General features: G+C 58.9%; 13 protein-coding genes and 1 tRNA gene. 5 read left to right on the forward strand and 9 right to left on the reverse strand.

The window, feature by feature from the left end; all coding sequences use genetic code 11:
* Positions 1-200: 200 nt before the first annotated feature.
* Together Q0J60_RS09865 and Q0J60_RS09870 are read left to right on the forward strand one after the other, a co-directional pair.
* Complete coding sequence (locus Q0J60_RS09865; protein WP_294441090.1) at positions 201-737, forward strand: DUF6036 family nucleotidyltransferase; 537 nt, start codon at positions 201-203, stop codon at positions 735-737.
* Positions 734-1,273 carry a hypothetical protein gene (locus Q0J60_RS09870; protein WP_294441092.1) on the forward strand — a complete coding sequence of 180 codons (540 nt, stop codon included), beginning with the start codon at positions 734-736 and terminating at the stop codon, positions 1,271-1,273. The genes Q0J60_RS09865 and Q0J60_RS09870 overlap by 4 nt, the downstream gene beginning before the upstream one ends.
* 220 nt (positions 1,274-1,493) lie before the next feature.
* Here Q0J60_RS09870 and Q0J60_RS09875 read toward each other — a convergent pair whose 3' ends face one another.
* From Q0J60_RS09875 to Q0J60_RS09890, 4 genes are all read right to left on the reverse strand, one after another.
* The gene (locus Q0J60_RS09875; RefSeq protein WP_294441094.1) at positions 1,494-1,997 is read right to left on the reverse strand and encodes a hypothetical protein; all 504 of its coding nucleotides are present in this window, start codon (positions 1,995-1,997) and stop codon (positions 1,494-1,496) included.
* A 390-nt stretch (positions 1,998-2,387) separates the two neighbouring features.
* Entirely contained in the window at positions 2,388-4,034 is a 1,647-nt protein-coding gene (locus Q0J60_RS09880; protein WP_294441096.1) for an RNA-binding domain-containing protein, read from the reverse strand.
* A 513-nt stretch (positions 4,035-4,547) separates the two neighbouring features.
* Positions 4,548-13,157, reverse strand: a complete 8,610-nt coding sequence (locus tag Q0J60_RS09885; protein WP_294441164.1) for a Spy0128 family protein — start codon at positions 13,155-13,157, stop codon at positions 4,548-4,550.
* Between the two features lie 734 nt (positions 13,158-13,891).
* Positions 13,892-15,358, reverse strand: coding sequence for an RNA-binding domain-containing protein (locus Q0J60_RS09890; RefSeq protein ID WP_294441098.1), 1,467 nt, complete (start codon positions 15,356-15,358; stop codon positions 13,892-13,894).
* Between the two features lie 216 nt (positions 15,359-15,574).
* On the opposite strand from Q0J60_RS09890, the gene Q0J60_RS09895 reads away from it, so the two are divergent.
* Positions 15,575-15,649, forward strand: a tRNA-Gly gene (locus tag Q0J60_RS09895).
* A 374-nt stretch (positions 15,650-16,023) separates the two neighbouring features.
* On the opposite strand, the gene Q0J60_RS09900 is transcribed toward Q0J60_RS09895, so the two are convergent.
* From Q0J60_RS09900 to Q0J60_RS09915, 4 genes are all read right to left on the reverse strand, one after another.
* On the reverse strand, positions 16,024-16,173 hold the full coding sequence (locus Q0J60_RS09900) for a DUF5679 domain-containing protein (RefSeq protein WP_181443042.1): 150 nt from the start codon (positions 16,171-16,173) through the stop codon (positions 16,024-16,026).
* Between the two features lie 291 nt (positions 16,174-16,464).
* Positions 16,465-19,755 (reverse strand): hypothetical protein, encoded by a 3,291-nt coding sequence (locus Q0J60_RS09905; protein ID WP_294441099.1) that lies wholly within the window; start codon positions 19,753-19,755, stop codon positions 16,465-16,467.
* An 87-nt stretch (positions 19,756-19,842) separates the two neighbouring features.
* Positions 19,843-21,150, reverse strand: a complete 1,308-nt coding sequence (locus Q0J60_RS09910) for a hypothetical protein (protein WP_294441101.1) — start codon at positions 21,148-21,150, stop codon at positions 19,843-19,845.
* The gene (locus tag Q0J60_RS09915; protein WP_294441103.1) at positions 21,140-24,271 is read right to left on the reverse strand and encodes a helicase C-terminal domain-containing protein; all 3,132 of its coding nucleotides are present in this window, start codon (positions 24,269-24,271) and stop codon (positions 21,140-21,142) included. The genes Q0J60_RS09910 and Q0J60_RS09915 overlap by 11 nt, the downstream gene beginning before the upstream one ends.
* 64 nt (positions 24,272-24,335) lie before the next feature.
* Between Q0J60_RS09915 and Q0J60_RS09920 the strand changes: the two genes are divergently transcribed.
* Positions 24,336-24,995, forward strand: a complete 660-nt coding sequence (locus Q0J60_RS09920; RefSeq protein WP_294441107.1) for a hypothetical protein — start codon at positions 24,336-24,338, stop codon at positions 24,993-24,995.
* A gap of 120 nt (positions 24,996-25,115) precedes the next feature.
* Here the strand turns inward: Q0J60_RS09920 and Q0J60_RS09925 are convergent, their stop codons facing one another.
* Positions 25,116-26,075, reverse strand: a complete 960-nt coding sequence (locus tag Q0J60_RS09925; protein ID WP_294441109.1) for a D-alanine--D-alanine ligase — start codon at positions 26,073-26,075, stop codon at positions 25,116-25,118.
* A gap of 189 nt (positions 26,076-26,264) precedes the next feature.
* On the opposite strand from Q0J60_RS09925, the gene Q0J60_RS09930 reads away from it, so the two are divergent.
* A complete protein-coding gene (locus Q0J60_RS09930; RefSeq protein WP_294441112.1) occupies positions 26,265-26,759 on the forward strand; it encodes a ferritin family protein in 495 nt (164 codons plus the stop codon).
* Positions 26,760-26,810 lie beyond the last annotated feature (51 nt).

Genomic DNA, 26,810 nt, shown 5'->3' on the forward strand with positions numbered 1-26,810 from the left:
ACAGGGGTTCCCTCAGTTCGTACGCAAAACCTTGCCGATTTCCCCTCAAAACCTTGCCGGTTTCTTGCGGGCATCACAATCCTCTCCGCTGAAGAATCACCATGCAACACATTGTGTTTCCCGCAACGCTGCAAACACACGCCTTCTCTCATGCTATAATATATATTATTATTGATGATGATTAATAATAAGGTGTTCTCATGAATAAAGGTAATCTCGTTCACATTCTTGAGCTAATCGACGAAGAAGCGTCTTTATCACTTGAAAGTGTTACACCCGATAAAAAGCCCTGTGTAGTCATTGTTGGCGGAGGAGCATTTGTACTACGTGACCTCACATCACGCCCCTCCACCCATGACATAGACGTATTCATGGTCGATGAGCGTCTGCGTGAAATCATCTCCCACTATCCCGAAGTGAATGGAGCCGTCATGGCATACATGGATTCCATTCCCTACAACTTCGAAGACAGGCTCCTTGATATTCCCGTGAAAACAGCAACAGTGGCCTTCAAGACCCCGTCCATAGAAGACCTTGCAGTTATGAAACTGTATGGATGGAGGCCAAATGATATAGCTGACTTGACGAGCGAAGCATTTTTAGAACAGGTCAACTGGGATTTACTTGACTGTCTTGTTTATGACGATAACGAAGCCAAAGCGTCCGCCCTTTCTCCTCGCAGATATGAAGAGATGGTTTCTGTTTATGAGGAGTATCGCAAGGAGTACAGAAAATGAATTTAACGTTCAAGGGGTTTCTTAAATCGTATTGCAGAGAGCTGACCAGGCTTGAAACATCTAATCTCAAGAAGCTGCTTGCTGCGGCGCTGCACGATTCCCCGCGTGCGGCAGAAGCGGTCGTTCTTTACGCATCCGCCCAAAACAAGTTTTCGCATGTCACCTCCCTGGCCGGTGGAACATGGGTCGAACAGCTTTGTGAGGAGGCGCGCGCCGCAATAGGTCCGTCGCTACCGAACAGCGATAAGGCTCTTGCTGCGGTTTTTGGCCCCTTGCCCGATAACTCCCGCTTCAAGAAGGTGTGGCTGGCATACCAGGCAGCAAAACACGGTGTGGCCAATGAGCGCAGAATCGCCGGGCTCATGCGCGAAAAAACCGTTGCTGCGCTTCAGGCGTCAGGCGTAACGTGCTATAGGCTCTGCAAGGATCTTGGGCTCAACATGGGCAACGTGTATGCGTATTTGAATAAAAACGATACCTCAAAAGTCAGCCTCGATACCGCACGTCGCATCATGAAGTATGCGCTTGATTCTTAAGGCGCAGTCAGCCGAGACCGTTTCTAATAGCCCATTTACCCACACACAAAAGGCCGTCAGCTTTTGGCTGACGGCCTTGTTGTTGATGGCGGAATGCCATTGCGAAGATTGCGCCCTGGATAACTGACGTGCATCTTCGCTTGGTTGGGGAAGCGCCCACGCCTACCGCGGCTTACGTCCCACGTCCTATCGGGGCCTGCGTCCCACGTCCTATCGAAGCCTACGCCTCGTCCTCCTCGGCGCCCTCGTCCTCAGCGGCCTCTTCGTCCTTGGCGACAGGCTCGGCATCGGCCAGGAAGTTATCGGTCTCGGCGATGTAGACGACCTCGTCATCGAAATCGGTGACGGCGCCCTCCTCGTCAACCGCGTACATCATGCCCACGGCCACGGCCTGCGCATCGCCCGCGACGCCGCCCTCGGCGATGATGGCGTCCTTGTCGCCCTCGTCGGTGTCGATGTAGCCGTCATAGCAGAACGCGTACAGGCGTGCGCCGGCAGCGTTGAGCACCGCATCGCGCGCGGAGTCGAAGCACTCGTCGATGGTGCCCTCGTGCGTCTCGGTGAACAGCTTGTCGCCCACCACGGCGGCGGTGAACGGCGGGAACACCTCGCCCTGCTCCATCTTGCCGCGCGCCTCCTCGATCACCTGGATGAGCAGCGATTCCAGCTCCTCGTCAATCTCGGGCACTTCCATAACTTCGTTTTCAACGGTGTTCTCGGACATCGATGACTCCTTACTGTTGGCGCTCGGCACCGCGATTGACCGCACTGCCGGCGAAACTTCATACCAGTTGCGTTCGCCTTCCAGCAAAGCAACCTCGCGCTTCGGCGCGACCGCCTGGAGGGCTTTCAGCAAGTATATACGACCCCGCAACGAGTACGCCCGCCGCGCCCAATGAATCAGGAATTCTCGAAAGCCGGCAGCGCCCGTCGGCAACCTCATTACCCCTGACAACACTTGGGAAACCAACCGTCTCCGTTCCCTATCTCGAACACCTATATCGGAATTCCGATATATATCTCGAAATTCCGATATATTTCCGAGATCTTTTCGAGACAGACGGCGGTCTTTGCACGACCCATCGACGTAGCGCAGCAAATCCCTCAATTATTGTCACCTTGGGATGTAGAAAGCTTTTGGACCATCCTGGGCCTTCTTCAGTTTCCCTTCTTTTATGAGCTTCTTAATCTCGTAATATGCCCTCTCTTTGTCAAGATGAAGCAGATCCACAACATCCGACGTGGTGATTCTCCCCTGCTGTTTTGCAAGTTTCATAATCAGCTCCGGGTATCGAACCTTATCTATATCGGTTTGCCTAACGTACCCTTTCGTTTTTCCCGTCATTTTGTACACTCGAGAACTCAACATATACGTCCGACGCTCCCCCGCGCCCGACGCCTCTAGCAGGCCAAACTCTATGAGGTTCTCCAGCACTTGACGCAGTCGAGGACTCTGGATGTCTAAAGCGTTTTTGAGCGTGACATACTCCGCCCTCCGCATTCTTCTCAAAGCATCCAAGACAAGCAGCGATTGGAGAGACAGCTGCGAACCCGTACGTTCGCTCTCCCTCGTTATCATCTCTATAAACTCCACATCGGGATTGCCTCGAGCGATAAATAGACTCACTTTCCCGCTTGTGGAATCGGAGTAATCGGGAAGAGGCCTGCCGTATCGCAATGATCCTTCGAAAATTCGATCAATGCCTCTGCCCGTACGCTCAGCTAATCCGACACGCTTCAACGCATCCATCAGGCAGGGATTCCTCCCGTGTGGATCAGCGGTCAAGAGGTTCTCAATCGATATGCCTTCAACAAACCCGCCCGGATTGGAGATAGTGAGGCCTGCGTCGTCAATAAGCACCCTGACTCTTCCCAAAACCGAATAATCCCTGTGTCCAAACGCATTCACCAGAGCTTCGCGAATCGCTCGACGGTCAAATGCTGGAACAGGATCATTGAATAACCCTAGGGCAATCTCAGTGATTGGGTTCCATGGCTCGATTGCCTTGTTTATCGCTTCGATCGTTGCGAGAAGTGGCGCCCGATATTCGGTGTTAACTTTGACATCCGTACCCTGCATAACTTGGAACACCGCATCTGCCGTAGGAACCAGCTGAGATATAGATTCCTTTTTGCCAATCAGCAGAATTCCCGTTAGCGTAGGAACCTCATCTTCCCCAACCGACGTCGTAAGCCTTAGCGCCTTCATGAGCTCATCATCTGAAAGCTCAAGCAAATTCTTCTCTCCACCCGCATACGATTCTATTATGCCTCGAAGTCTATCCAGCTCAAGGGCGCTGAAGTCTTCTTTGCTCGAATCGAGGACAGGCTGAGCAGAAAAATCAAGTTTCCCCAGATCAGATAAGCGTGTCGTTATCTCATAGGGATACATGGGAATGCTTTCAGGTTCGCCGTTCGCTTTGAGTCGGCGTCTTAGGATTTTCCCCGATGCAGTGGCCGTTACGCTTTGAGAGCGCGGAACCTCTATGCACAACACCGGCAAGTCGGCATCTATAATGCGAACTCTCGTCGAAACCGATGGTACAGTTTTGTTCGCAACGAGCGCCATGATTTGAACGGGGTTGCGATGCTGAGGCTGCGCACCCGTAACCTCCCCATCATCTTCTACCCCTATGTACAAACTTCCGCCATCGGTATTCGCCAACGAAACCACTTCTTCAACTATTACGTTATCTGAAATGGTCTTTCTGTCGCTCTTAAATTCTATAGTGAGGGACTCTTTCGCAGGAATCTCAGCCATGACATCGCCATCCTGTCTTATATCGGAATTTTCGACATTATATCGGAATTCCGATATATATCTCGAAATTCCGATATATTTCCGAGATCTTTTCGGGATAGATATCGGTCATTGCTGTAATGATTTACTTATCATCCGCTCAAAGCAAGCGTACCGTATCTGCATTTTTTGACCGCCATCCACAGACTCTTATTGCGAACCCAGACGATTCTCAAACTTCGCAATATCCGATGCTTCTTACTCTTGCGAAGTTCATTCTGCTCATTACTTTGCGTTTTTACTCTTAGGGACACAGGCATGCATATGCATGCCATAAGGAATCGAGTTCTGCCGTTATACGCACAAAAAGAACCCCGCCGGAGCGGGGTTCTTGCTTGCTATGGCGCGGGCCTTGCTGAAGGCTCGCTATGGGACCGCTCGCTCACGCCCGCGCGGCTGCCGGCAGGCAATCTCTCGGCGAAACGTCATCCGGCGCCCGCCTGGTGAGGCGCGTCCGGCCCTGCCGCGTGTGCCTTAGCGGCGGCGGGTGCAGAGCAGCCCGATGGCGCCCACGGCCACGGCTGCGGCAGCGATCACGGCGATGCCGGCGATCAGCATCCACGGCGTGGAGTCGTTCGTCTGAGCGAACTTGGGCTCCTCAGGCTCGGCCGCCGGCTCCTCGGGAGCAGGAGCAACAGGCTCCTCGGGCTCCACGTAGGTGTTGTGGAACTCGGCAAGCTTGGTGCCATTGCCGTAGTTAACCGTGGCCTCGAGCACGCCCGTCTCGGGATTGTCGACCACAGTAACCGTCGCGGTCCAAATCTTCTCGTCGTAGGTCACACCGTCTTTCTGGATACCCTCGGTGGCAGCATCGTCATCTGCGGGCAGAACCTCGGACACCGTGTACTCGTAGGTGCCCTCCTCGGTGAACTCGACCGTCGGGAACACCACACTACCCGTCGCGGTGTTGGTGGCGGTAACCGCATTGCCCTCCGGGTCGGTCAGCTCGAAGGTGAACTCGCCTTCAACCATGTCACGACCGGTCAGCGTCTTGAGCGCACCGAACGTGATGCTCGACGGATCGGCCTCGTAGGTATTCTCGAACACCACAGGAGCGCCGGGCTCAACGCCCTCGATGACCCACTCGACGCCGAGCGTACCGTCGCCGTTATCCTCAACGAATGCCGTCACGCCATACCAGTCGGTATCGTAGGTCACGCCAGGAGCGTCGCCCTTAACCTCTTCCAGCCTGTAGTTGTACGTGCCGGGCTCGTTGAAGGTTATAGCGGGGAAGTTCACCGTGCCGTCGGCGGCGTTGGTGGCGGTAGCAACAACCTCCTTGGTTGCCACGTCGGTCAGCGTGAAGCTGAACTCACCGTCGCTCAGCGTGCGGCTGGTGTTGGAGTTCAGCGTCTTGGTGATGCTGAAGCCGCCGTCGCCCGTCAGGCTGGAATCCTCGGGATCCACGTCGTACGTGTTGGTGAACGTGAAGTCCTTGCCCTCGCGCGCATCAGGCGCAGGCGTCTTCTGGACATCAAGCCTGCCGTCGCCCATATCCGTCACCGTGTAGGTGATGGTGCGGATATCCATGGAGTCGTTGTCCACGCCTTCCACGTTGCCGGACTCGGTGACCACGTACTCGAACGTCTTGGTGCGCGTGCCGTCTTCGTCGTACGCGTCCGCCTCGGTGAACACGTTGTCCATCGTGAACTCAATCACGCCGAAGTCAACGTTGCCGTCAGCGTCGTTGTTCGCGCTCATGAGCTCAGGCTCGGGAGCGCCCTCGGGCACCGTCACCGTGAAGGTGTAGAGGCCCTCGATGTCGGGAGCGTTCTCAAGCCCGTTGTTCACGTACAGCTTGGAGCCGGTGAGATTGCTCTCGTAGGTTCCGCCTTCGCCGTTGCCGTAGATATTCTTGAACTGGATATCCTCGACCGGCGTGACGACCTGAGCGGTAAGGTTGCCCTTGCCGTCATCGGTCACCTGAACCGTCACGTTGATGCTCGGCGTGGTGGTGCTGATGCCATCCATCTCGAAGTCGGACTGGTCCTCAACGATGTTGTAGATGTACTCGAACACCGTCGAGCCGTCGTCGTTCGTCGTCGCCGTGGCCACGTCGTTTGCCCTATCGGCATTCAGCTTGGCCATGTCGTAGGTGATGCCACCGAACGTGATGGTGCCATCGGCAGCATTCGTGCCACTGGTGACCCAGCCGTTATTGGCGTCATACACGTCAAACGTGAACTCGCCGTCCTCCAGCGGGCGGTTGGCAAGTTCCTTGCCGCCTACGAACTCAACGCCATCCTCGCCGCCGACGGTGATATCGCCAGCGTCGTACCTGTTATTGAAGGTAATAGTCGGCTGCTCGGTCAGCGAAAGCGTTGCGATAGAGCCGGTGACGTAGCCGCAGCTCTTGCCGTCCACGAACACTTCCACAAGCAGGCCGCCGCGGCCGTTCTCGGTCACGTCGTAGGCAACCGTGTGCTGCGTGCCGTCATAGGTCACGCCATTGAGCGTCCACGTGTTGTCGCCATTGTCAACCGCGCCCTCGGGGATGACCTCGTACACGTTATAAGTGTAAGTATGGCCAACGTCATCGATGCCGAACATCATGTCGGTCTTGGGCTCAACGGTCTCGGTTGCGGTGTTGTCATCCGCGCCCGTGCCAAGATCAGCACCAGCAGTGGCGAACTCGACCGGATCACCATCGTTCATGCGCGCAATGGACTCATCGTCGGCGCCCTCCATCATGAAGGTGAAGTCGCCGGCGCCGATGGCATGGCCGGTCATGTTCTTCACGACGTCCAGGCCGCACACCGCGTCAACGGTGATGAAGCCGGTCCGATACTCATTGGTGAACAGACCCTTCTCGACGCTTGCCGATGCGGACAGAGCGCCCATGGACGCGCCGGACTGGTCACGGTCGGTCACGGTCACGGTAATCGTTGCCTCGTTGTTCGAGTAGTCGATACCCGGGTTGTACGCTTCGCTGTCGTGATCGGGCTCAACCTCAGTCACCGTGTAGGTGTAGACGCCGGCCTTCGTGTACTCGATCTCGCCGAAGTTGAAGGTTGCCGAACCGCTCTCCTGCGGGCCAGCCACGGTCTTGTAGGCAGCGTCGCCGTCGACCGTCACACCAGCATCCTCGTCAGCCTTGGGCAGCGGAGCGGGGTTGCCATCCTTATCCACACCGGTCAGCTTGAACTGGAAGCTATAGTCAGCGGTCCATTCGTGCTTCGTGAACTCCTTGGTGAGCTCGAAGCCCACGGGCACACCTTCGTACTTGTCGGCGGTGTAGGTATTGGTGAACTCGACCGATGCGTTGTCATCGCCCGTGGGGATGGTTCCGGTCTTGCTCGCCTCGTCGGGCGTATAGCCCGCGGTACCAGCCTCAGTCACCGTATAGGTCGCGCCCTCAGGCAGATTCTTGATGGTCACGGACTCGTTGTGCTTGAGCATCACGGTCGCATTGCCGTCAGCATCGAAGGCGAGCGTGCCGTCTTCCGCACCGGCCGCACGCTGATACGTCACGCTATAGGTGTCGGTAAGCGCGTTGCCGGCAACGTCCTTGAGGTTGACCGTGAAGGTGAACTCCTTGTTCTCGTCAATCTCGGTACCCTGGTCAGCGGTGAGCGTAATCTCCTTGGAGATGGTCAGCTCGCCAGAGCCCACGGTTACAGGCTCGGTATTGGTCCAGAACTCGGATCCGTTCTCGCCCACCTTGATGGAAGCCTTGTTGTCAAGGTTCGCATCCTCGTGCACGGCGGACTGGTTCACCACGCCCGTGAAGGACACGGTACCGCGATCGCCAGCAGCAACGCTCTGGATAACCCAAGTGATGGTGTTGCTGTCCTCGTCAAACGTGCCGCCGCCCAAAGTGGACTGGTCAACCGTGATGCCCGTGGGCACCTGGTCGACAACCGTCACGTCGGATGTCGCGTCGGTGTTGTTCGCGTACTCGATGGTGTAGGTCAGCCTATCGCCCACCTGGATTTCGCCATCAACATGGTCGCCGGCCTCCTCGACGGACTTCTCGGGCACGTCAACCGTGACCTCATTGGTGGTCTTGGGCTCGTCGTTGCCCACCTCGATGGTGGCGTCGTTGGTCATGCCGTCAACAGTCACGGCGTCTTCGGTCACCGTAGCGGTGAACGTCACGTCGCCCTGAGCGTCGGCAGCCTGCTCGCCAAGCTCCCACGTGATGGTATGGGTCGCATCGTCGTACACGCCGTCATTCTGAATCTCGGCGGGCTCGATGCCCGTGGGCAGCTCGTCGGTCACGGTGACGGTGGCAGCCTGCGGCACGCCATTCTCATCCATGGCATCGTTCACCCAGTGGATGGTGTAGGTCAGCGTATCGCCCACGCCAACCACCTTGCCGTTGACCTCGGTCGTCGCTCCGTTGATATCAGCCTCCACCTTCTTGGTGTCCTCAGACGCCTGGTAGGTGTTGACGAACGGCAGCGTAACCTTATTCACTTCCTCGGCAGAAGAGGTGGAGTTGACAACCTCTTCACCTGCCGCGTTGGTCACAACGGTCTGAACCTTCAGAGTGCCGGTGTTGTCATCAAGCACCGTAATGGCAACGGTGTACACCTCGTCGTCGTAGGTGTAGTTGTCGTTGGACTCACCGTTCTCGTCCACCGTATAGGTGTAGGTAATGTTGCGGTCCTCATGCGTGAACCACAGATTATCGAACGGGTTGTCATTCATCGAAGCAGCCACGCCCGCGTTGGCGGCGGGAGCCGTCACCTCAACGGAGATGCCGTCCTGGATGCCCAGCTTCTCAGCCGCAGCCTGAGCGTTGTCGCCCGTGGCGGTGATGGTGAAGCTGAACTGGCCGTCAGTCATAGCGCGATTCTCGAGCGTCTTGGTGATGTCGAGCGTGCCTTCAGGACCGTAGTTGTACTGAGCGGCATAGTAGTTGTAGAACGAGATGCCATTCGCGGAATCAAATTCCTCGTCCTGCGGCTTCAAAACCTCGGCATGGAGCTGGCCATTTCCGTCGTCGGTCACGCGCACGACGATGCTGATGACACGGCTCTCGTCATAGACGACGCCAGGAATCTTATCCCCATCGCTGGGGACAACCTCATACACGGTGTAGTTGTAGTCGCCAGCCTCGGTAAAGGTGATGGGCGCGAACTCGATCGGCGCGATGCCATTGGCAACGTCGGTGCGATCGGTGCGGTCGATAGTCACCTGAACCGTCTCGCTGCCCTCCGCAGTTCCCTTGGGCATAGGTGCAGCCTGGGCAGGATCGTCCGGATAGAACGTCAGCTCTTCGTCGTTGAACGTACCCTTGCCCCACTCGCGCAGCTCGAAGGTGAAGCTGTCGGTGGTCAGCCAGTCGTTGCCATCGCGGCCGGTGAACTGCTTGGTCAAATCGAAGCTCACGTCGGCGTCGCCCTCAACGGTGGTGGGATCGGCCTTGTACTTGTTGGTGAACGCGGCCTTGGTGGTCTCACCAGCGTCAGCGTCGGTCACAACGCCTTCGGTGTCGTTGTTGTACTCCACCTTGGCGGTCAGCTTGCCGCTTCCCACACCCGCAGTCTCGGGGTCGCTCACGGTAACGGTAACCGTCGCCACGTGCGTGTCGTACGTCACACCCTGATAGGGGTTCTGGCTCGACACGGGAAGAATCTCACGCACGTTGAAGGTGTACGTGCCGTCGCCACTGGCTACGCCAACGTTATTGATGGTGATATCGCCAAACGCGAAGTCGGCCGTGTTCGCGGAGCCGTCGCCCGCAGCGGTAGTTGCTCGCCAGTTGTTGTCAGCAATGGTTATGACACCAGCGTTAACTGCAGCCTGGGTGAGCTCATCAGCGGCGGTGAGCTCGAAGGTGAACGTCTCGCCATCATTGATATTGCGGCCGTCCATGGTCTTGGTGCCCTTGATGGCAGTTTCACCCGAAAGCACCGCATCCTCGGGGTCGTAGGAGTTGGCGAACGCAAGCGGGGTCTCCGACGTCACCGTGTACTCCTGGCCGTCCTTGGTGTAGGTGGTCGTAGCAACAATTTGCGCGGTGTGGGCCTGTTCGTCAGTCGTGGTGGAAACGGCAACGGATGCCACATACGTAGAGGAGTCGTACGTCATGCCATTGAGCTTCCAGCCCGCCTTCGCCTTTTCATCGTCGTTGGCGTCCGCATAGCGCGTCTGTCCGCCATTGACATCCTGGTTCACCGCGTCATCGGGAATAACCTCGGTAATCTTATAGAGATACGTATTGCCGTCGTCATCCTGCGTGAACGTGATGTTCTGGAACGTCCAGGCGCCCTCGGCGTTCTTCTCGGTCACGGTCGTCGCGTCCTGCGCAGCGTTTGCCGGCATCGGAGCATCGGCGGCAGCGATGGTCAAAGTGTTGGCGGATCCGCTATCGGTCACGTATCCGCCAAGCGCTTCGAGCTTGAAGGTGAACATGCCGGTCTCAAGCTGATCGGTTCCCTGGGGACGCGAGTTGTCGACATACGTCTTGGCCCCGGAGAACAGAACGTCATCGGTATCCGCAGAGTAAGTGTTGGTGAATACGGCGGTTTCGTCCTCGCCCAGCTGGACAGGATTATCGAGCGTTTCGCCCTTGTCGTTCTCACTCTGGGTGAGCGTCCAGCTCACGATCTCAAGCTGACCGCTGCCGTTGTCCTTCACCGTGACAACCATCTCGTACGTCGCGCCGGACGTCGCAATGCCAGCGACAGTGGACGGCTGCTCGGTCACGGTGTACCTGAATTCACGCTCAGACATGCCAATCATGTCGTTGAAATCGAATTCGATGGTTCCAAAGTCGAAGGGCACCTCTTCACCGTCAGCCGCACCCGCTTCGGGCGTAACGACGGTTACGACCTTGCCGTATCCGGTCTGGAGATCGGTGCCGCCGTCAGGCAAAGGAGTACCCTGAGCCGTAGTTATCTGGAACGTGAAGCTGTCGGTGTCAAGCCAGTCACGGCCGTCGATGGTCTTGGCAAAGTCCCAATGCCCATCGACACCAAAGGTCACAGGTTCGGCGGTATAGGAATTGGAGAATTCCATGCCGGTAGCCGACTGGCTCGTCACAACCAACTCGCCCTTGAGGTTGTCATCCACGACGATGGTCACGGTTCCCGCGTGGCTGTCGTAGGTAATGCCCTCGTATTCCCAACCAGTCTTGGCCTTGTCCTCGGCCGATGCATCGTTATACGCGGTTTGTCCATCGCTGACAGCGGCATTGGTCGCATTACCGGGAATAGTCTCGGTCACATTGAACACATAGGTGCCCGCAGCCTTGAACGTTGCATCGCCGAAGCCGAAGCTACCCGCAACGCCATCTTCCAGAGTGCTCACGCTCGCGGCGGTGCTATTGATGGTCACGTCACCGTTAACAAGCGCGTCGCTCGTGAACTGATTTGCTCCCGTGAGGGTATAGTCGAAGGTCTCGCCCTGAGCCATGTCGCGACCGGTGAAGGTCTTGGTGCCTGCGAAGGAACCGGACACGTCGTCGGTGGTGGGTTCAGCGCCGTACGTGTTGGTGAACGTCACCTTGGGAGCACTCTCGGTGTCAAGGTTGTCGCTGTTGTAGGTCTTGGAGTCGGTGCCGTTGGACACGGTGGTCTCGGTATGCATGGTGCCGTCAAGATCGTCAACAACCTTAATGGCAACCGTCCACGCGGTATCGTCGTAGGTCACGCCGCCCAAACGATCGGCAGAGCCCTCGGCGGGAATAACCTCATGCACCTCGTAGACAAATACTTTGCCAGCCTCATCCTGGGTGAAGTTCATCAGGCCGAGCTTGGCCATGGTGTCTTCGTCGCCCGCGGCACAATTGCTATCGTTGGAGAACGATTTATCGCCTTCGCCCAACCACTGATTCGCAACCTCGGCGGTCACGGCGCCCTCGATGTCGGAATCCACGCCAGTAATGGTGAAGTCGAACTCGCCTGCGGTCATGGCGCGACCGTTGAGCGTTTTGCCCACCACGAGGCCACCGGCTGCCTCACCGTAGTTCATGCCGGCTTCGTAAGTATTGGTGAATTGATTACCAGGCTGCTGGTTGTAGGTGCCGTAGTCGACTTTGGTCACTACAAGCTTGCCGGCGTCGGCGCCCGTTCCCAGTTCGACCGTCACCTCGACGTTGCAGGTATGGCGGTCATAGGTCATGCCCTCGGCGCTGGTGTCAGGCAGCGGCTCGCCGTTGTGGGAAGTTTCTTTAATGATAAACTCGTAGGTCCCCGCACGGGTAAAGGTGATCTCGTCAAAGGAGAATGCGCCGCCGGTGGCGGCAGTCGCATCCGCGGTCGTATCGGTAGGCACGTCAATCAAGCCATTGTCGATAGCGGTCTGCGTTGCTTCGGGCCAACTGAGCGTGAAGCCAAAGGTCTCATCCGCCTTGAAATCACGGCCGTCGATGACCTTAGTGCCGCCCAAAGCGTCGGCGCCGTTCAGCGTGGCATCATCGGGGTCGAACGTGTTGGTAAAGCTCACGCCACCCTCGGGATAGGCAACCGTAGCGACAATGATGGCATTGCCCTGGGCGTCTACCTCGTCGTCAGTTACGGCAATCGTCACAATGAACGACTCGCCGCTATACTCCATGTTGACCTCGTCGCCACGAACCTCGGTCACCTGATACACATAGGTTTTATCCACGGTGTTCGGACCAAAGGTGATGTCGGGGAAGGCAAAGAGATTACCCACATTGCCCACCTCGGTGACAGGATCGCCGGCCTGATTCTGCGGCATGGGCACATCAGCGGCATCAATAGCGTAGCCCGCACCCTCGACCGGAGCGCCGTCCTCCGTAGCATACCCGCCCAAAGCCTCGATCTTAAACGTGAACTTGTTGTCGATCAGCTCGTTGGCACCGGACTCATTCTCGTAAACTTTTTCACCCTCGATGTGAGCGGTGCCCTCGTTTGCGTTGTAATGGTTCTTGAACGCCGCAACCTCAACATCGGCACCGTTTTCGACCGTCTCGCCCGCATCGTCGCGAACCTGGATCATCTTGATATTGGGCTCGTCGGCAATCAGCTTGCCATCGGCGTTGTCGTACACAGGAATCGTCACGCTGTACCAGGCGCCGGAATAGTTGACGCCAGAAATCCGGTCGGTCTCTGCGGGCGTAACCTCGTGAATGTAGAAGACGTACGTTCCCTCACGCGTAAGTTCGATATCGCCAGCGCGAAGGCGAACGCCAACGCGGCTGCTTTCTTCCTAACCGTGGTGCCCATACTGCTCTTCTCCTCTGTTCCGACCACCATATATGCTTACCGTTTCCTAACGACTCACTAAAAAGGGCATAAGTATCCCTTGGTGCCTATAGATAGATTCAAAGTGTAAACCTTTATTGGCTTAAACTGAACCATAAATAGGCTTTATTTCCGGCAATCGCCGAACGGTATTCCTATTATGTCCGAACGGTGGGTGGTCGTTTACCTACTTCAGAGCGCGAAAATGGGTGTATTCCTGGATAATTCGGGCTACAACTATTCGCTTTGGCGTAAAGATTAATTTGATTAACCTTGCTGTAGGATAATTGCGTCTCTGCGCCGTGCTGTTCCATTAATCCTGTAATGGATTACGCGCGCGAGCCTCTTTGCGATATGGAATACGAAGGCATACATATATATGAATAGGAAGGCGCTCTTGGCTCTATCGGTTGATTTTCAAATGGTTTGTCGGTTGTTTTTCAAATGATTCATCGGTTGATTTTCAAATTTGCCTGATGAGCGGCTTATGGGAAATGACGAATACAATGGCCACCATCCATTGACGAGCTTGCCCTCGACGACCCCCATGCGGGGACCCAAATCAGCCCGATAGACCAATTCATAGACTAGATAGACTAAATGATTAGTCTATCTAGTCTACTTTTCGAATTCTTTCAGAAACCAACGCAATCGCAGCTAGCCATTTGCTGAGTACCGCCTTGCACGAGCCTCGCCTTGGGCGACAACGTCCCCATCGGCTACCATCTCCTTTAGGAGCTCGCTTGTCCAAGAGTGCCCCATGCCTATCGCCGATGCGATTTCAGCAGTTTTCGATACTCCGTTCAATTTCAGAAACCTCTTGATAGCCTCCTTGCTGGCCTTCTTCCTCTTCGAAGGAGAGGACCATGAATCTTCCGGTCGAATCTCACGGTCACTGGAAGATTCCGATAGCGGCAGGAAGATAGTTGAGCGCTCGGGGTTCACGCGCTCACTTAACACCGGCCGCCCGTATCCCGAGGACATCCAGTCCTCCACCATGTTGGGAACGCCGCTGCCGGCGCGCTCACCGATATTGACCAGGTTGAACATCTTCATCATGGTGCCGTTGCGCGGATCGGAGCTCCCGCCGATATAAGCATCCTCGATAGGGATGCGGAACCCGCCGGGGTTCGACAGGTGGAACCCATCCTCCTTCCACAGCAGCACCACGCCACGCCTACCGTTGTAGTCGGCGTTCACGAGGCAATTTGCTATAGCCTCTCTGAGTGCGTCATGAGCAGGTGTCTCGTCGACGCGCCTGCTGTTCTCGTCAAGTCTGAACGGCACCCTGAGCGCCTGCCTCATCTTCTCGTAGGCGCGCTGGAAGAAGTCAAACACGTTGCCCGACCACTCCCCGGCTGTCTGTGAAGTGACGCGGTCCTGCCAGCGGGTCTCGGGGCTCGTCTCCTGCCGGTAATCAAGAAAATAGTGCGGAAACTCCGGCTGGATGAGCCATTCCTCACCGAACATAAGCAGCCCTGCCTTCGTCGGGTGGAGCTCGCCATCGCGACCTCTTCCAGCCGCCCCGATGCGGCAGAGAAACTCCTCGTCGTCGAGCTTCGACCAGGCGCTACGGCTATGGTGGAAATCGTAGCTCCTGCGGTACGTGCGCACCGTTTCTCCGTAGAACGCATCCATGGCAACATCGTCGAGCACGGCAGCATCAAGTGGTTCGTCGGCGGCATCGCGATACATGGCAGCCACCTCGTCAACGCCACACAGGTAGTCTCCGGCGTGGTCGCGCCGGTATGTGCCCGTCTTGGGATTGCCGTTGATGTGAACAGGGCGCAGCTGGCGGCGGGCGCGGGGCACCTCGATGACGACGACCTCCTTGCCGTCAACCTCCTCGACGCGGGCGTCGTCGCTCGAGAGCACACAGGGGCTGAGCTTGCCGGGGTTGTGCGCGGTGTTCCAGAAGTCCTCGAGTGTGCGAGACGCATCGGGCAGACCAACCACCTCGAGCGACTTGTCTCGGCGCTCCGCCACACCAAGCAGGACGACGCCGCCGCCTGTATTCGCGAATGCCGAGATGGACTCCCAGACACTCTTCGGCACGCCGCCCCTCGCATCCTTCGCCTCGAGGCGGTTACCCTCCTGGTATTTCGACAGTTCGCTCAGATTCATGCGGCTCCTTTCGACCCTCGTATTCTACCAGCGCGCCTTGCGGTGCCCCTCCCCGCACCCCCCGCTTCCGCAACATTGCCGCATCGGGGAGGAGCCCTTGGTGTATGGCGCATCCTCACGCCTGCGCGCGATTCTCCCTTCGGATGCCGAAATGCGATGTGAAAAAGTGACTGACCCCTTTTCGTATTTATGCGCTATACTGTCTTTCGCTGAATTGCGGGTGTGGCCAAGTGGTAAGGCAAAAGCTTCCCAAGCTTTCATTCGCGGGTTCGAGTCCCGTCACCCGCTCCATTCGAGCTCTGGAGCCCATGTGTCATGCGTGGGCTTTTTTATTGCAACAACGAAGAGGGACTCGAACCGACGAGGTGGATTCGCGTTAAGCAAACAGCCCCGTGGGCTGTTTGTAGCGAATCGGCGCGAAGGCTTCAGCCGAAGCGCGTGAGCGTTCGCGAAGTGAACGCGGGAGTCCCGTCACCCGCTCCATAGGAGCTTCGAAGCCCATGCGTCATGCGTGGGCTTTTTTATTGCGACAACGAAGAGGGACTCAAACCGATGAGGTGGAATCGCGTCAAGAAAACAGCGCAGTGCGCTATTCGTAGAATCGCCCCAGAGAAAAAGAAAACCCGCTCTGTGGCGGGCTTTCGGGATGGCTTATAAGGCCGTTGTTACTTGGTGGAACCGATGCGGCACATGGTGGTTCCGCAGTCAGGGCACTTGCCCTTGGTGATCGGCTTGCCGTTCTTCGTGACGCTCTCGACGGGGTCCTGCATGACCTTCTTCGCCTTGCACTTCACGCAATACGCCTCGATAGCCATTCTTACCTCCAAATGTCATACGGGGCATCGCCCCATTTCATCGGCGGTGTACGCCGTTACCAACGCGGACAATGATACCCTATTCCGTCCCCTCCCCCTATGGAATTTGCGTTGAGGGCACAATACCGCACAGACGTAACGCAAATCTCAACTCTGAAAAGCGGTTATGCCGGCGAATTGGTCCGTATACCGTTAGAGGCGTAACCTTTATTCCTCGCCATTCATTCTGCGCTATACAAAAGGGCGCCGGCCAAAGCCAGCGCCCGAACACATCCTATGAGCTCTTGAGCATTAGATGTTCTTGAGCAGCTCCACTACAAAGTCGGCGGCACGGTTGAGCGATTCCTCGTCGATGTTCTCAATCACGTCGTCGGCCTCGCCCATGAGCGCGGGCTTGTTGCCATCCATGCCGGCAAGGGTCACGGCCTGCGCGCGGTGCTTCATCGCGAAGCTCGCGGGGCTCTCGCGCCAATTCACGGTAGCGCCCTGGATGTCCACGCCGGACGCCTGGGTGGCCTTGCGGATGAAACGCTTCATACGGGGCGAGCACTTCATCTGTTTCAGCATGCCCTCATACTCCAGGTAGCACAGCTCGCCGGAACCCAGCGACTCGAGGTTGACGATAATCGCGCCGCGCATGTCGGACGCATGGTCAGCCAAAAACGCCTTGATGCCGCCCTGTTCGGCCAGCTCGGAGCCAAGCGCGACGAACCACACCTCGGTGTTGATGTCGCCCGACGCGAACGAGTAGATCTGCTGAACGTCCTCGAAGTCAGCGTGCGGAACAGGCGCTACGCTTTCTTCCTTGGAAGCCTTGCTAGCAGCCATGGCGGCAACCGCGGCGAACTCATCGGCGGAAACAGCCGGACCGGCGTCCATGGCGCGGCGGCTTTCGACATGCTCCTGCATCTCGTGGTCGCGCTCATCGACGGGCTCCGCTCCGCCGCGTCCCATGCGGGCGCGGAGGTTGCTGAAGGCGCCGCCGTTCCAGTCGTCTTCCTCGTCGCGGAAGCTCTCCCAGCCGCCGCGGGCCTTGCCCACAGAGCGCGCATCGAAATCTTCGTCCACGCCCAGCCAGTCATGGGTGCTTTCCTCAGCCTTCTTGTTCTTGCGACGGAACTTGCCGAAGAACTTGCCCACGCGGGACTGAGGCATCTCGACATAGCCGGGGCCGGCAAACGCGCCGGTCTCGGTGAACTCGGCGTCGAAGGCGGAATCGTCGGCGTCGTCCACGTAGATGTCCTCGGGATCAAGGCCGTCCACGAGCTCATCGCCCACAGGCTTGGAGCCGATGGCCTCCACTGCCGCAAAGCTGCCGGTCAGGCTTACGTTCTGGGGCTTCTCCTCCACCGCGGGCATGCCCACCGTAGCGTCGGCATCGGGGCCTTCGATGGAAGGCAGCGTGGTGGCGAGCAGCGATTTCGCAGCGTCCTGGCCGTGGGCATCCGCCACGTTGGCCAGGGGCGCGCGCTGACGGAATTCCTCGAACGACACCGGCTTGAGCTCGGGCGCCGTGATGGGAGGAAGCGTAATCTGGGGCAGGTCGACCACGGGGATGTTCGCCTTGAGCACGCGACCCTGCGCAGCGGCCTGCGGGGCCGCTTGGTCGGCGGAGGCGGGAACGGTTTCACGCGAAACAACCGGCGCCGCGGCAGCGACCTCTGCCTGGTTGGGAAGAGGCATGTGCGCGTAGGCGTCCTGCGGCGCGACCTCGGCGGCATCCATGGTGGCCGCCTGGTCAAGACCCTCGGCCGAGACGGTGACGCGATCCTTCTGAGCGCGGTCGCGCATGACGTCCTCGCGATCGGCGGGAGGCGTGTAGTACATCATCTGAGGCAGACGCGTGGTCTCGGCGCCCGAAATGTCAGAAGCCGGAGCGGGCTGAGCCACCTGCGGCGCCTGCTGGGCGTCGTCAGCGGGAGCCCCCGCCTGGACAGCGGCGCGAAGGGCGTCCAAATTGAGGTTGCCCTGCTGGCCCAACGCGGGCATGGCCGTGGTCTCGCTGGGATATGCGGCAGCCTGAACGGCGGGCGTGGCACCGGTGGCGTCGGCAGGCGAAGCCTCGTGCGCCTCAGCAGCGGGCGCGGCGGCGGGTTCAACCTCGGTCGCCACAGCAGCGGCCTCGGTGGTTTCACGGGAAACAGCCTCTTCGGCCTGCGAGGACGCCTGTTCCTCAACAGACGTTTCAACCTGAACGGCAGCCTCAGCGGATGCGGAATCCTCGACAGGCTCCTCATGATTGTCGGACGGGAAATCGGCATAGCGAGAACGGTACTGCGCCGTATCCTCCTGCTCGCCGGACTGCTCGGCCTTGATGCGGGCTTTCTCGGTGGCCTTCTTGTACCAGTCGGGCACGCTCGCGGGCTTGGCGGCTTCGGCCTCGGCGGCTACGCGGGCCGCTTCCGCCTCTTCGGCTGCACGCTGCTCCTCGGCGGCGGCAAGTTCCGCCTCCTGGGCGGCGCGCTCGATGGCGGCGGCCTCCTCAGCCGCGCGCTGTTCTGCCTGCTCATGAAGGGCAGCAGCCTTTGCAGCGGCCTCAGCCAAGGTTCCAGCGGGGGCGCTAGCAAGAGCCTCGCGCGTGTCCTGACGCGCCTTGGACATGGCGGCGGCGTCGGGCGCGGCGATGGGGGCGTCCTTCACCTGCACCAGGTTGTCGGCGATGTCACGCACGCCATGGTGCACGGCTCCGCCCGCCATTGCGGCAACGGCGGCCTTGGCGGCGGAGAGCCTGTCACCGGTGCCGTCAGATTCGTAGCTAATGGTGGCGCCGTCGGGCACCACGCCCGCCTCGCGCGCCGTCTGCTCGTCATGCATCACGCCCGAAGCGATCGGGGAAGAGCTCACCTCGCCCGTGCCAAGGCGGCGGGCAACCTCAAGCATGACGGCAACGCCGGCGGCGTTGGAGTTGGCGGCCTCGTTATAATCGGCGGTCTTCTCAAGGATGTAGAACACCACGGGGATAAGCACGATAACGGCCAGAACCACCTTGATCACGATGATGGCAATCGCACCGGCGCCCTGAACGCCGCCGAACGCAATACCGCAGATCAGCAGGAACACCGGAATCAGAACGCTTGCCGCAAGCACGGCGATGTCGAGCACGCGACGAACGCTCACCAGCGGATGCGCTAGGTCGCGGCGCAGTTTGCCGCTGTCGTAATTGGCCACCAGGATGACCTTGCGGCGGCGCGCACCTGCGCTTTCGGGGTCGCGCACCGGCTCGTACTTGCCCACGACGTTCTGGCTGATGCCCTTCATGAACGCCTGGGACAGCGCGGGCTTGTCGAACGTCTCAAGAAACAGAACCGCCGCCGCGAGGAACGCAACTACGGCAGCGGGAATGGATGCAACGGGCAGCACGATGGAAAGCAACACCGCGACGATGGCCACGGCATGGCAGATAACCTTAGACAATCCAGGGTTGGTGGAGCAGGCGAAATCCTCGATACTCGCCGAGAGGTGCGCCTCCTTCTGAAGGCAATCAGTGATGTAGAGCGCCGCTTGCTGCTCTTCCTCCGTGCCGGAAGGGCGGGCGCCAATCTCCTGCGAGAGATATGCTATGTGGTCCATCGGTGTGCTCATGTTTACACCTTATCGTTCGCGGTACGTTATTCAAATACGGGCATATTCGTTCAATAGTATAGCCCATCGTGCCTCATCCGGGCCGATTTACTGGCTTTCCCCCAGATAATCCCGAATATACGCATCGGACTGCGCGGCTGCTTCACGTGTGTCGAAGTAGCTGTCGCGCGTTTCCTGCGTGTCAGCCTCAAGGGCGTCCTCGATGGGTTGCGTAGGATCTTTGGGGAGCTTTTGGGCTATTTCCACCGCTTCGGCGTCGGCCTCGTTGTAGAGCGCGTTCTGCTCGTCCGCCGTGGCCTTGTCCTGGATGTAGATCGCCTCGTTGCTCGCAAGGGCGTATTCGATGGCCTCAAGACGCTTGGCAATGTAGGACTCGAATACGGAAAGGTCCGCCGAAGGGTAGGCCTCCTGCGCGGAAGCGAGTGACGCGGCGGCCTCGTTGAGGGTGTCGCGCGCCTGGATGGTCTTCTCCTCGGAGGCCTTGACGTTTTCGTTGGTGGTCTCGGTCACCATGGCTGCGGCCTCTTTGAGCAGGGCGTCGGCCGCAACGAGGGAATCCCAGCATTGCTGCATCGCCGTCGATGCGGTGCGCGCCTGGGATTCGGCCTGGATGATGATCAGCGCGTCGTCCAGCAATTCGGTGCGTGCCGCGGCGCTTTCCTGCGCCTTCAGAGCGGCTTCGCGATCGGCGGATTGCTCCATCGACTCATATGCGGTATCGCCGAACGCAGCGGCGGCATTGATGTGGATGCGCGCGGCGTCCATCTGGGCAATCAAGGCGTCAAGGTCTTCGTCGGACGTGTCGCCGATGCCATCCGTCGCCAGCTCGTCCACGGCAAGAACCACCTCGTCGGCCGTTTCCAGCTCTTGCATGGCCTGGCCCAACACCGTCAGGTTTTCCATGTTCTGCTGGTAGGCGCTCCACAGGTGATAGCCGGCGTAGGCGATGACCACGATGGATGCCGCCACGCCCACGACCGTGCCTACGACGCGGCGGGCGCGACGCGCGGATTTACGGCGGCGAATCTCGGCTTCGGGGTCGTCCAGCGCACGCTTGCGCGCACGGGCGGCGCGACCCTTGGTGGACAGGTCGAGGGCGTATCCGGCCACATCGGCCCCGGTGGGGGCGTTTCCGGCGTTTTTCTCCGCCCTTTTCTCTGCTTTTTTCTCTGACTTCTTCTCTTTACGCGATGCACCTTTTTCGACGGAAAACACCGACACCTTGTTCAGGCGCGAGAGGCGTGGCGTGGTGGACGACTTGCCGTCTGCCTTCTTGCTGCGCTCGTCCAACACCGAAAGCGAGAGCTCGTTGGACGTGCCCGCGGTATTGCCCTTGATATGCAGGTTTTCGGCGATGCCCCTGAACAGGTGCGAACGGTTGTCGTTATGCGCCATAGACCCCGCCTATCGCGTTGCCTGCCTCATCGGGTGGGGCGGCGATTCCGCGCGGCGCACGCTCGTCCGCGATACGCGCGAGCGCCTCGACGGCCAGCACGGCCTCGTCGATGGTGCACGCGGTGATGTTCTGCGAGGGAAGCGACTTGAGGAACGACCTGCCGTATCCCTTGGTCAAAAGGCGGCGGTCGGCAAGAATCAGCACGCCGGTGTCGGTGGACGATCTGATCAGACGCCCTGCCGCCTGCTTCACCTCAATCACCGCTTGAGGCAGCGTGTAGTGCGACCACGCCGCAGAATCGCGCTGCGCGCGCTCGCACGACAGGGGGTCGGTGGGCTTTGCGAAGGGCAGCTTAGGAATGACCACGCCTTTGAGCGTGGCACCCGGCGCGTCGAAGCCCTCCCAGAAGCTTTTGAGGGCAAACAGCGAAAGGTGTTCGTCTTTGAGGAAGTCATCGCGCAGGCCCTTGGTGGACACGCCCCACTTCTGGCACACGAGCCTGAGGCCGTTTTCCTTCATCACGGGGTCAACCGCGTCGTAGCAGGCCTCCATCTCGCGCCTGTTGGTGAACAGCGTGAGCATGCTGCCCTGCTGCGCCACATGCACGCGCGTAAGCAGCTCCTGAAGCGTTTCGAGGTAACCGGGCTGGTTGGGCTCGGGGATGTCCTTGATCACGAACACGCGCATATTGGCGTCGAAATCGTAGCTTGAACCCAAAAGGCACGTTTCCACACGCGACGATTCGTCGGCGCCCAAGCCCATGGCGTTCATGAAGGTTCTGAATTCGCCGCCGACGGTGATCGTAGCGCTGGCGTACACCACGCTTTCGGTGTTTTCGTACAGCGTTTCGCCCAAGGTTTGCCCGATATCGACGATCTGCGCCGTCAGCGATTCGGCGATGCGCTCCGGCTTGCGCGACAGCTTGGCGGAATACACGAAGCGCGGGTCGCCCGTCTCAAGGATGAGCTCGCTTGCCTGGAGCATCTCTTTGGCGTCGATCACCACGGTTGCGATTTCGCGCTGACAGTCGGCGACGCCGTCCACGCCTTCGAGGAACGCGATGAGCTCGTTGCCCGACGTGATCAGGCGCTCGGCGGCCTCGCGGAACGTGCGGCCGTATCCGCGCAGCGCCGAGAAACGTGCGTCCTGGCGAATTTGGTCGTTAATCCAGAGCTCGATGTTCTCATAGCCCTTGTTGCCGCGACCGGTGTCGCATGCGATCAGGTCTTTCATGTGATGAGCGAGCTCGGTTGCGGCGTCGGCGAACGCCTTGCCGCGTGCGCGTGCTTTCTCGGTAAGGCCGTAGAACAGCGTGCTTGCCTCGGGCTGCGTTCCCGAATCGAGGGGAGCGCGACGCTCGGTGCGCACGAAAACGTTGCGTTTGGCGTCGTCAGAGGCCAGACGGTTGGCCAGGCGCACCATTTCGGCCGCGTCGAGGGATATGGCGAGTGCGCGGCGAGCCTCGGCCTCGGCGCCATGGGCCTCATCCACCACCCAGTAACGGGCGCGGGGCAGAAGCCCGCCATCGGCGGCCAGGTCGCAGAAGAACAGCGAGTGGTTGGTTACTACGATATCGGCGGATTCTGCCTTTTTGCGCAGGCCGTGCACGAAGCAGTGCGTACCGAAGTAGGGGCATTTGCGGCGCAGGCAGTCGCGCGACGTGGTGGTGAAGGCGTAGCGGGGCAGCGCCTTGAAGTCGAGCTTGAGGCCGTCGATGTCGTCATATTCGGTTTGTTCGATGAACGAAAGCAGCGCCGCGATAGAAGGAGCCTGGCTCACGTCCTTGCCTGCCACATTGACCACGCGCGCACCCTCGTGCGCAACGCGGTCCACCAGGCGTAAGCAGGGATAATGCGAGAAGCCCTTGAGGGCCACGTAGCTCAGGTCGCCTTCGCCGTTGGCGGCAAGGCCCTGCGCGAGCAGGGGGAGTTCCTTGTAAACGATTTGGTCGAGCAGGGCGTTTGTCTTGGTGGCGACGCCCATGGGCACATGATTGCGTACGGCCGTCAGCGCGGCGGGCAACAGATACGCCATGGATTTGCCCACGCCCGTGCCCGCTTCCACTACGAGGTTGGTACCGGTCGAAAACGCCTTCAGAACCTCGTCGGCCATGATGGCTTGCTCCTGGCGCGGCTCGAAGCCGTCGTAGAGACCGCCGACGATACCATCGGCGGTAAACGCCTGGGCAATTTCCTGAGCATCGGGGAATTCGATGGGTGCTTGGTCGGAGGAAAAACGCACGTCACGCGGCGCGAGGTCTGGCGAAAGGGGTTGACCTGCAGTAGTCGCGTCGCCCACGACTGCATTGCGCGTGGCATGGTCGCTTTGTTGTGCCGCCGACAGGCGCGCATGGCGTAAACCCCTGATGGTAAGGGGGTAACGCTTGCACTCCACGCCGGTTTCAGCCTTTGCTTCTTCGAGCGCAGCCATATGGCTTGCCATACACGAGAACACCGCGCCGGTGGGCCATTCCTCAACCGGGGCCAGAGACGCAATATGTTCCACCAGATCGAGGGGCATACTTGCGATCGCCGCAAGAAGGATGCGGTATACGGCACACAGCGCCTCGACGTCGGCGTCGGCGCGATGGGTCGAAATAGGGGCGTCGAACGCTCTGACCAGGTCAATCAGGCGATGCGACTTCAGACGCGGAAGCGCGATGCGCGCCAGGTCGAGCGAATCCACCCAAAGGTTTTCGAGCAGGGGATAGCCCGAGGGGCTTTTCGTAGTGAACCCCTTGTCGAATGCCGCGTTGTGCGCGACAACGGTGGCGTCACCCACGAATTCCGCCAGCTGGGCGCGAGCTTCGTCGGGTAGAGGGGCATCCGCCACATCTTCGTCGTGAATATTGGTAAGACGCGCGACGTCCTCGGGGATGGGCTTGCCGGGGTTCACGAAAGTGACGAACCAATCGGTGACCTTGCCGCATTCCATGCGCGCGGCGGCAATCTGCGTCAATTCGTCATGATGCTGCGAGAATCCCGTGGTCTCGGTGTCAAGAATCACTACATTGCGGTCGAGTTCGCCAAAATCCGAGCGGGCAGCCACGTCGCACAACGCGGCATAGCGCTCGCATACATCTTTCGGCGTGCCTTCGGTGATAAAGTCGTATACACTCATAGTTTATATGTCGCAATCTCGTCGATTTAGTTAGCACGCATTAGCCTAACACGAAAGGGCCCTCATGGCACATTTCAACGCCTCAGATGTGTATTTCGGAACATACGCCCGTTTTGTCGCGCCGGATAAGAAAACCGGTGCGGCGTTGGGCGGACCCGATAATGCCGTAGGCGATATAGGAACGATAGAATGGCAACTTGACCAGGATAAACGTCAGCAGGCATGGCTCAAGAACCCCTACGGCGCGCTGATTGGGCACCTCAATCCTATGGTGTCTCACACGCTGGCGATCTACAAGGCCAAAGGGTGGGAAATTCGCTATGTGCTGAGCTTCACTGCCTATAGCGACGATGTGGCGCGGAGCGAATATTGGGGAGAAGCGGCCATTATCGCGTTCGCGCCTCGCTATGCCGCACAATTCGAGCAATTTCTGAGCACATTCGCGAGCCGCGCCGCCGACGGATTGCGTCCCGACCCCGATTTGAATTCTCAGGCGGTGGAAGCCATCGCCAACGACCCTTCGTCGTGGCAGCCGGGCGCCAAGGTGAAGATTCCCCAAGGGGATGGCAGGACGGCTATCTTGAAAGACCATCGCACCCTGCATGATAAGCTTCTTGACCAGGCGCGTCGTAAGAATCCCGGATGCTACGTGATTGGATGGGCGTTCATTTTCGCCGTCATCGCGGGCGTCGTATGGCTGCTACACTCGATGGGATTGTTCTAGGCTCTTTCGCAACAAAGAAAGCCTCCCATCTCCGAACCTCCAAAAGGGCCAGAGGGGAGGCTTTTGGTTCAAGAAACGCTTTTTACACCGAAGCGTCCTAAAAACCTTGCCGAGCGGGAATTATTCGTCTTCCAAGGCGAATTCGATAAGCTTCTCGCACAGCTGGGGAAATTCCATGCCCGCCACACGTGCGGCGTCGGGAACCAGCGACGTATTGGTCATGCCGGGCAGCGTGTTGGTTTCCAGGATCCAGCACTGGCCCTCCTTGTCCAGCATGAAGTCGCTGCGCGAAATGCCGCGGCAGCCAAGGATTGAATGCGCGGCGACGGCCATATTCTGCGCCTCTTCAGTGATTTCGGCAGAAACGGGCGCGGGGCACAGATGGGTGCTGCCTCCCTCGGCGTACTTCGCGTGATAGTTGTAGAACTCGTCCTGGTTGGGCACCACCTGGATGATGGGAAGGGCGAAGGGGTCCTCGGTACCAAGCACACCGATGGTCAGCTCAGTGCCCTCGATGAAGGCCTCAATCATGGCCTCATCGTCCACGGCAAGCGCAGTCGCAATGGCTTCGCGCAGGTCGGCGGCATCTTTGACGATGGTCATGCCGAGCGAAGAGCCCTCAGTGGAAGGCTTGACCACGCAGGGAATGCCCACGGTTTCGACAATTTCTCCCATATCCTCGTCGTCGAGCACGTCGTTTTTGCCCACGGCCATCGAAGGCGCGACGCGAAGGCCCGCGGCGGCGTAATATTCCTTGGCACGGGGCTTGTTAACCGCAATGGCATTCGCCAAGATGCCCGAGCCAGTGTAGGGGATGCCCACCGTCTGCAGGAAGCCCTGAATGCTGCCGTCTTCGCCGCCCTTGCCGTGCAGCGTAAGGAACGCGACATCAAAATCCTCAGTGATCAGGCGCTTCAGGTCCTCTTTGGAGGAGGGGTCGATCAGCGTGGCAGAAAAACCCGCCTCTTCGAGGGCAGCGGCGCAGCATTTGCCGGAATTCAGAGAGACTTCGCGCTCTCCGCTCGTGCCGCCGTACACCACAGCGACCGAATAATCTTTGGGATTACCGGAATAAGCCATCTTTCATCCTTACGCGCGGGCGCGCCGCCGATGAATCGAGCGTCGCGGCGCGCTGGTTGTATCGTTGCGTGACCAATATATCGCATGGCGTATAGGTTGGGTGATTTCCGTTGACAGAACACATTGAAGCAGTATTATTGTCCCGTCAGTGCTTATTGCAACATTGTCCTAATAAGAAAGAAGGATGCTATGAAGATCTATCGTTGCAAGGTGTGCGGCTACCTCCACGTTGGCTCCGCCCCCGAAGAGTGCCCCATGTGCCATGCCAAGCAGGCCGCCTTCTATGAGTATGAGCTGCCCGATGTGAGCGGCACCAAGACCGCTGAGAACCTGGCTGCCGCTTTCGCTGGCGAGTCCCAGGCCAACCGTAAGTACACCCTGTGGCAGCAGATTGCCAAGGAGGCCGGCCAGGAAGAGGCCGCCGCTGCGTTCGACCGTCCCATGGCCGAGGAAACCGCCCATGCTCTGGCCGAGGCCGTGTACCTGGGCATGTTCGGCGACGTGAAGAAGAACCTCGAGGACGCCGCTGCTGGCGAGCAGTACGAGGAAGAGAACATGTATCCCGAGTTCGCCAAGGTCGCTCGCGAAGAGGGTTTTGAGGATATCGCCCACTTCTTCGAGATGACCGGCAAGTTCGAGGGTATGCACAAGGCTGGCTATCAGAAGGCCGCTGCCGCCCTGTAAGCGATACAACTGCTTTGCAAAGCGATGCCCCAAAGCATCGCTGGGGTGATG

The organism is uncultured Slackia sp. (assembly GCF_944321625.1).
Classification (GTDB): domain Bacteria; phylum Actinomycetota; class Coriobacteriia; order Coriobacteriales; family Eggerthellaceae; genus Slackia.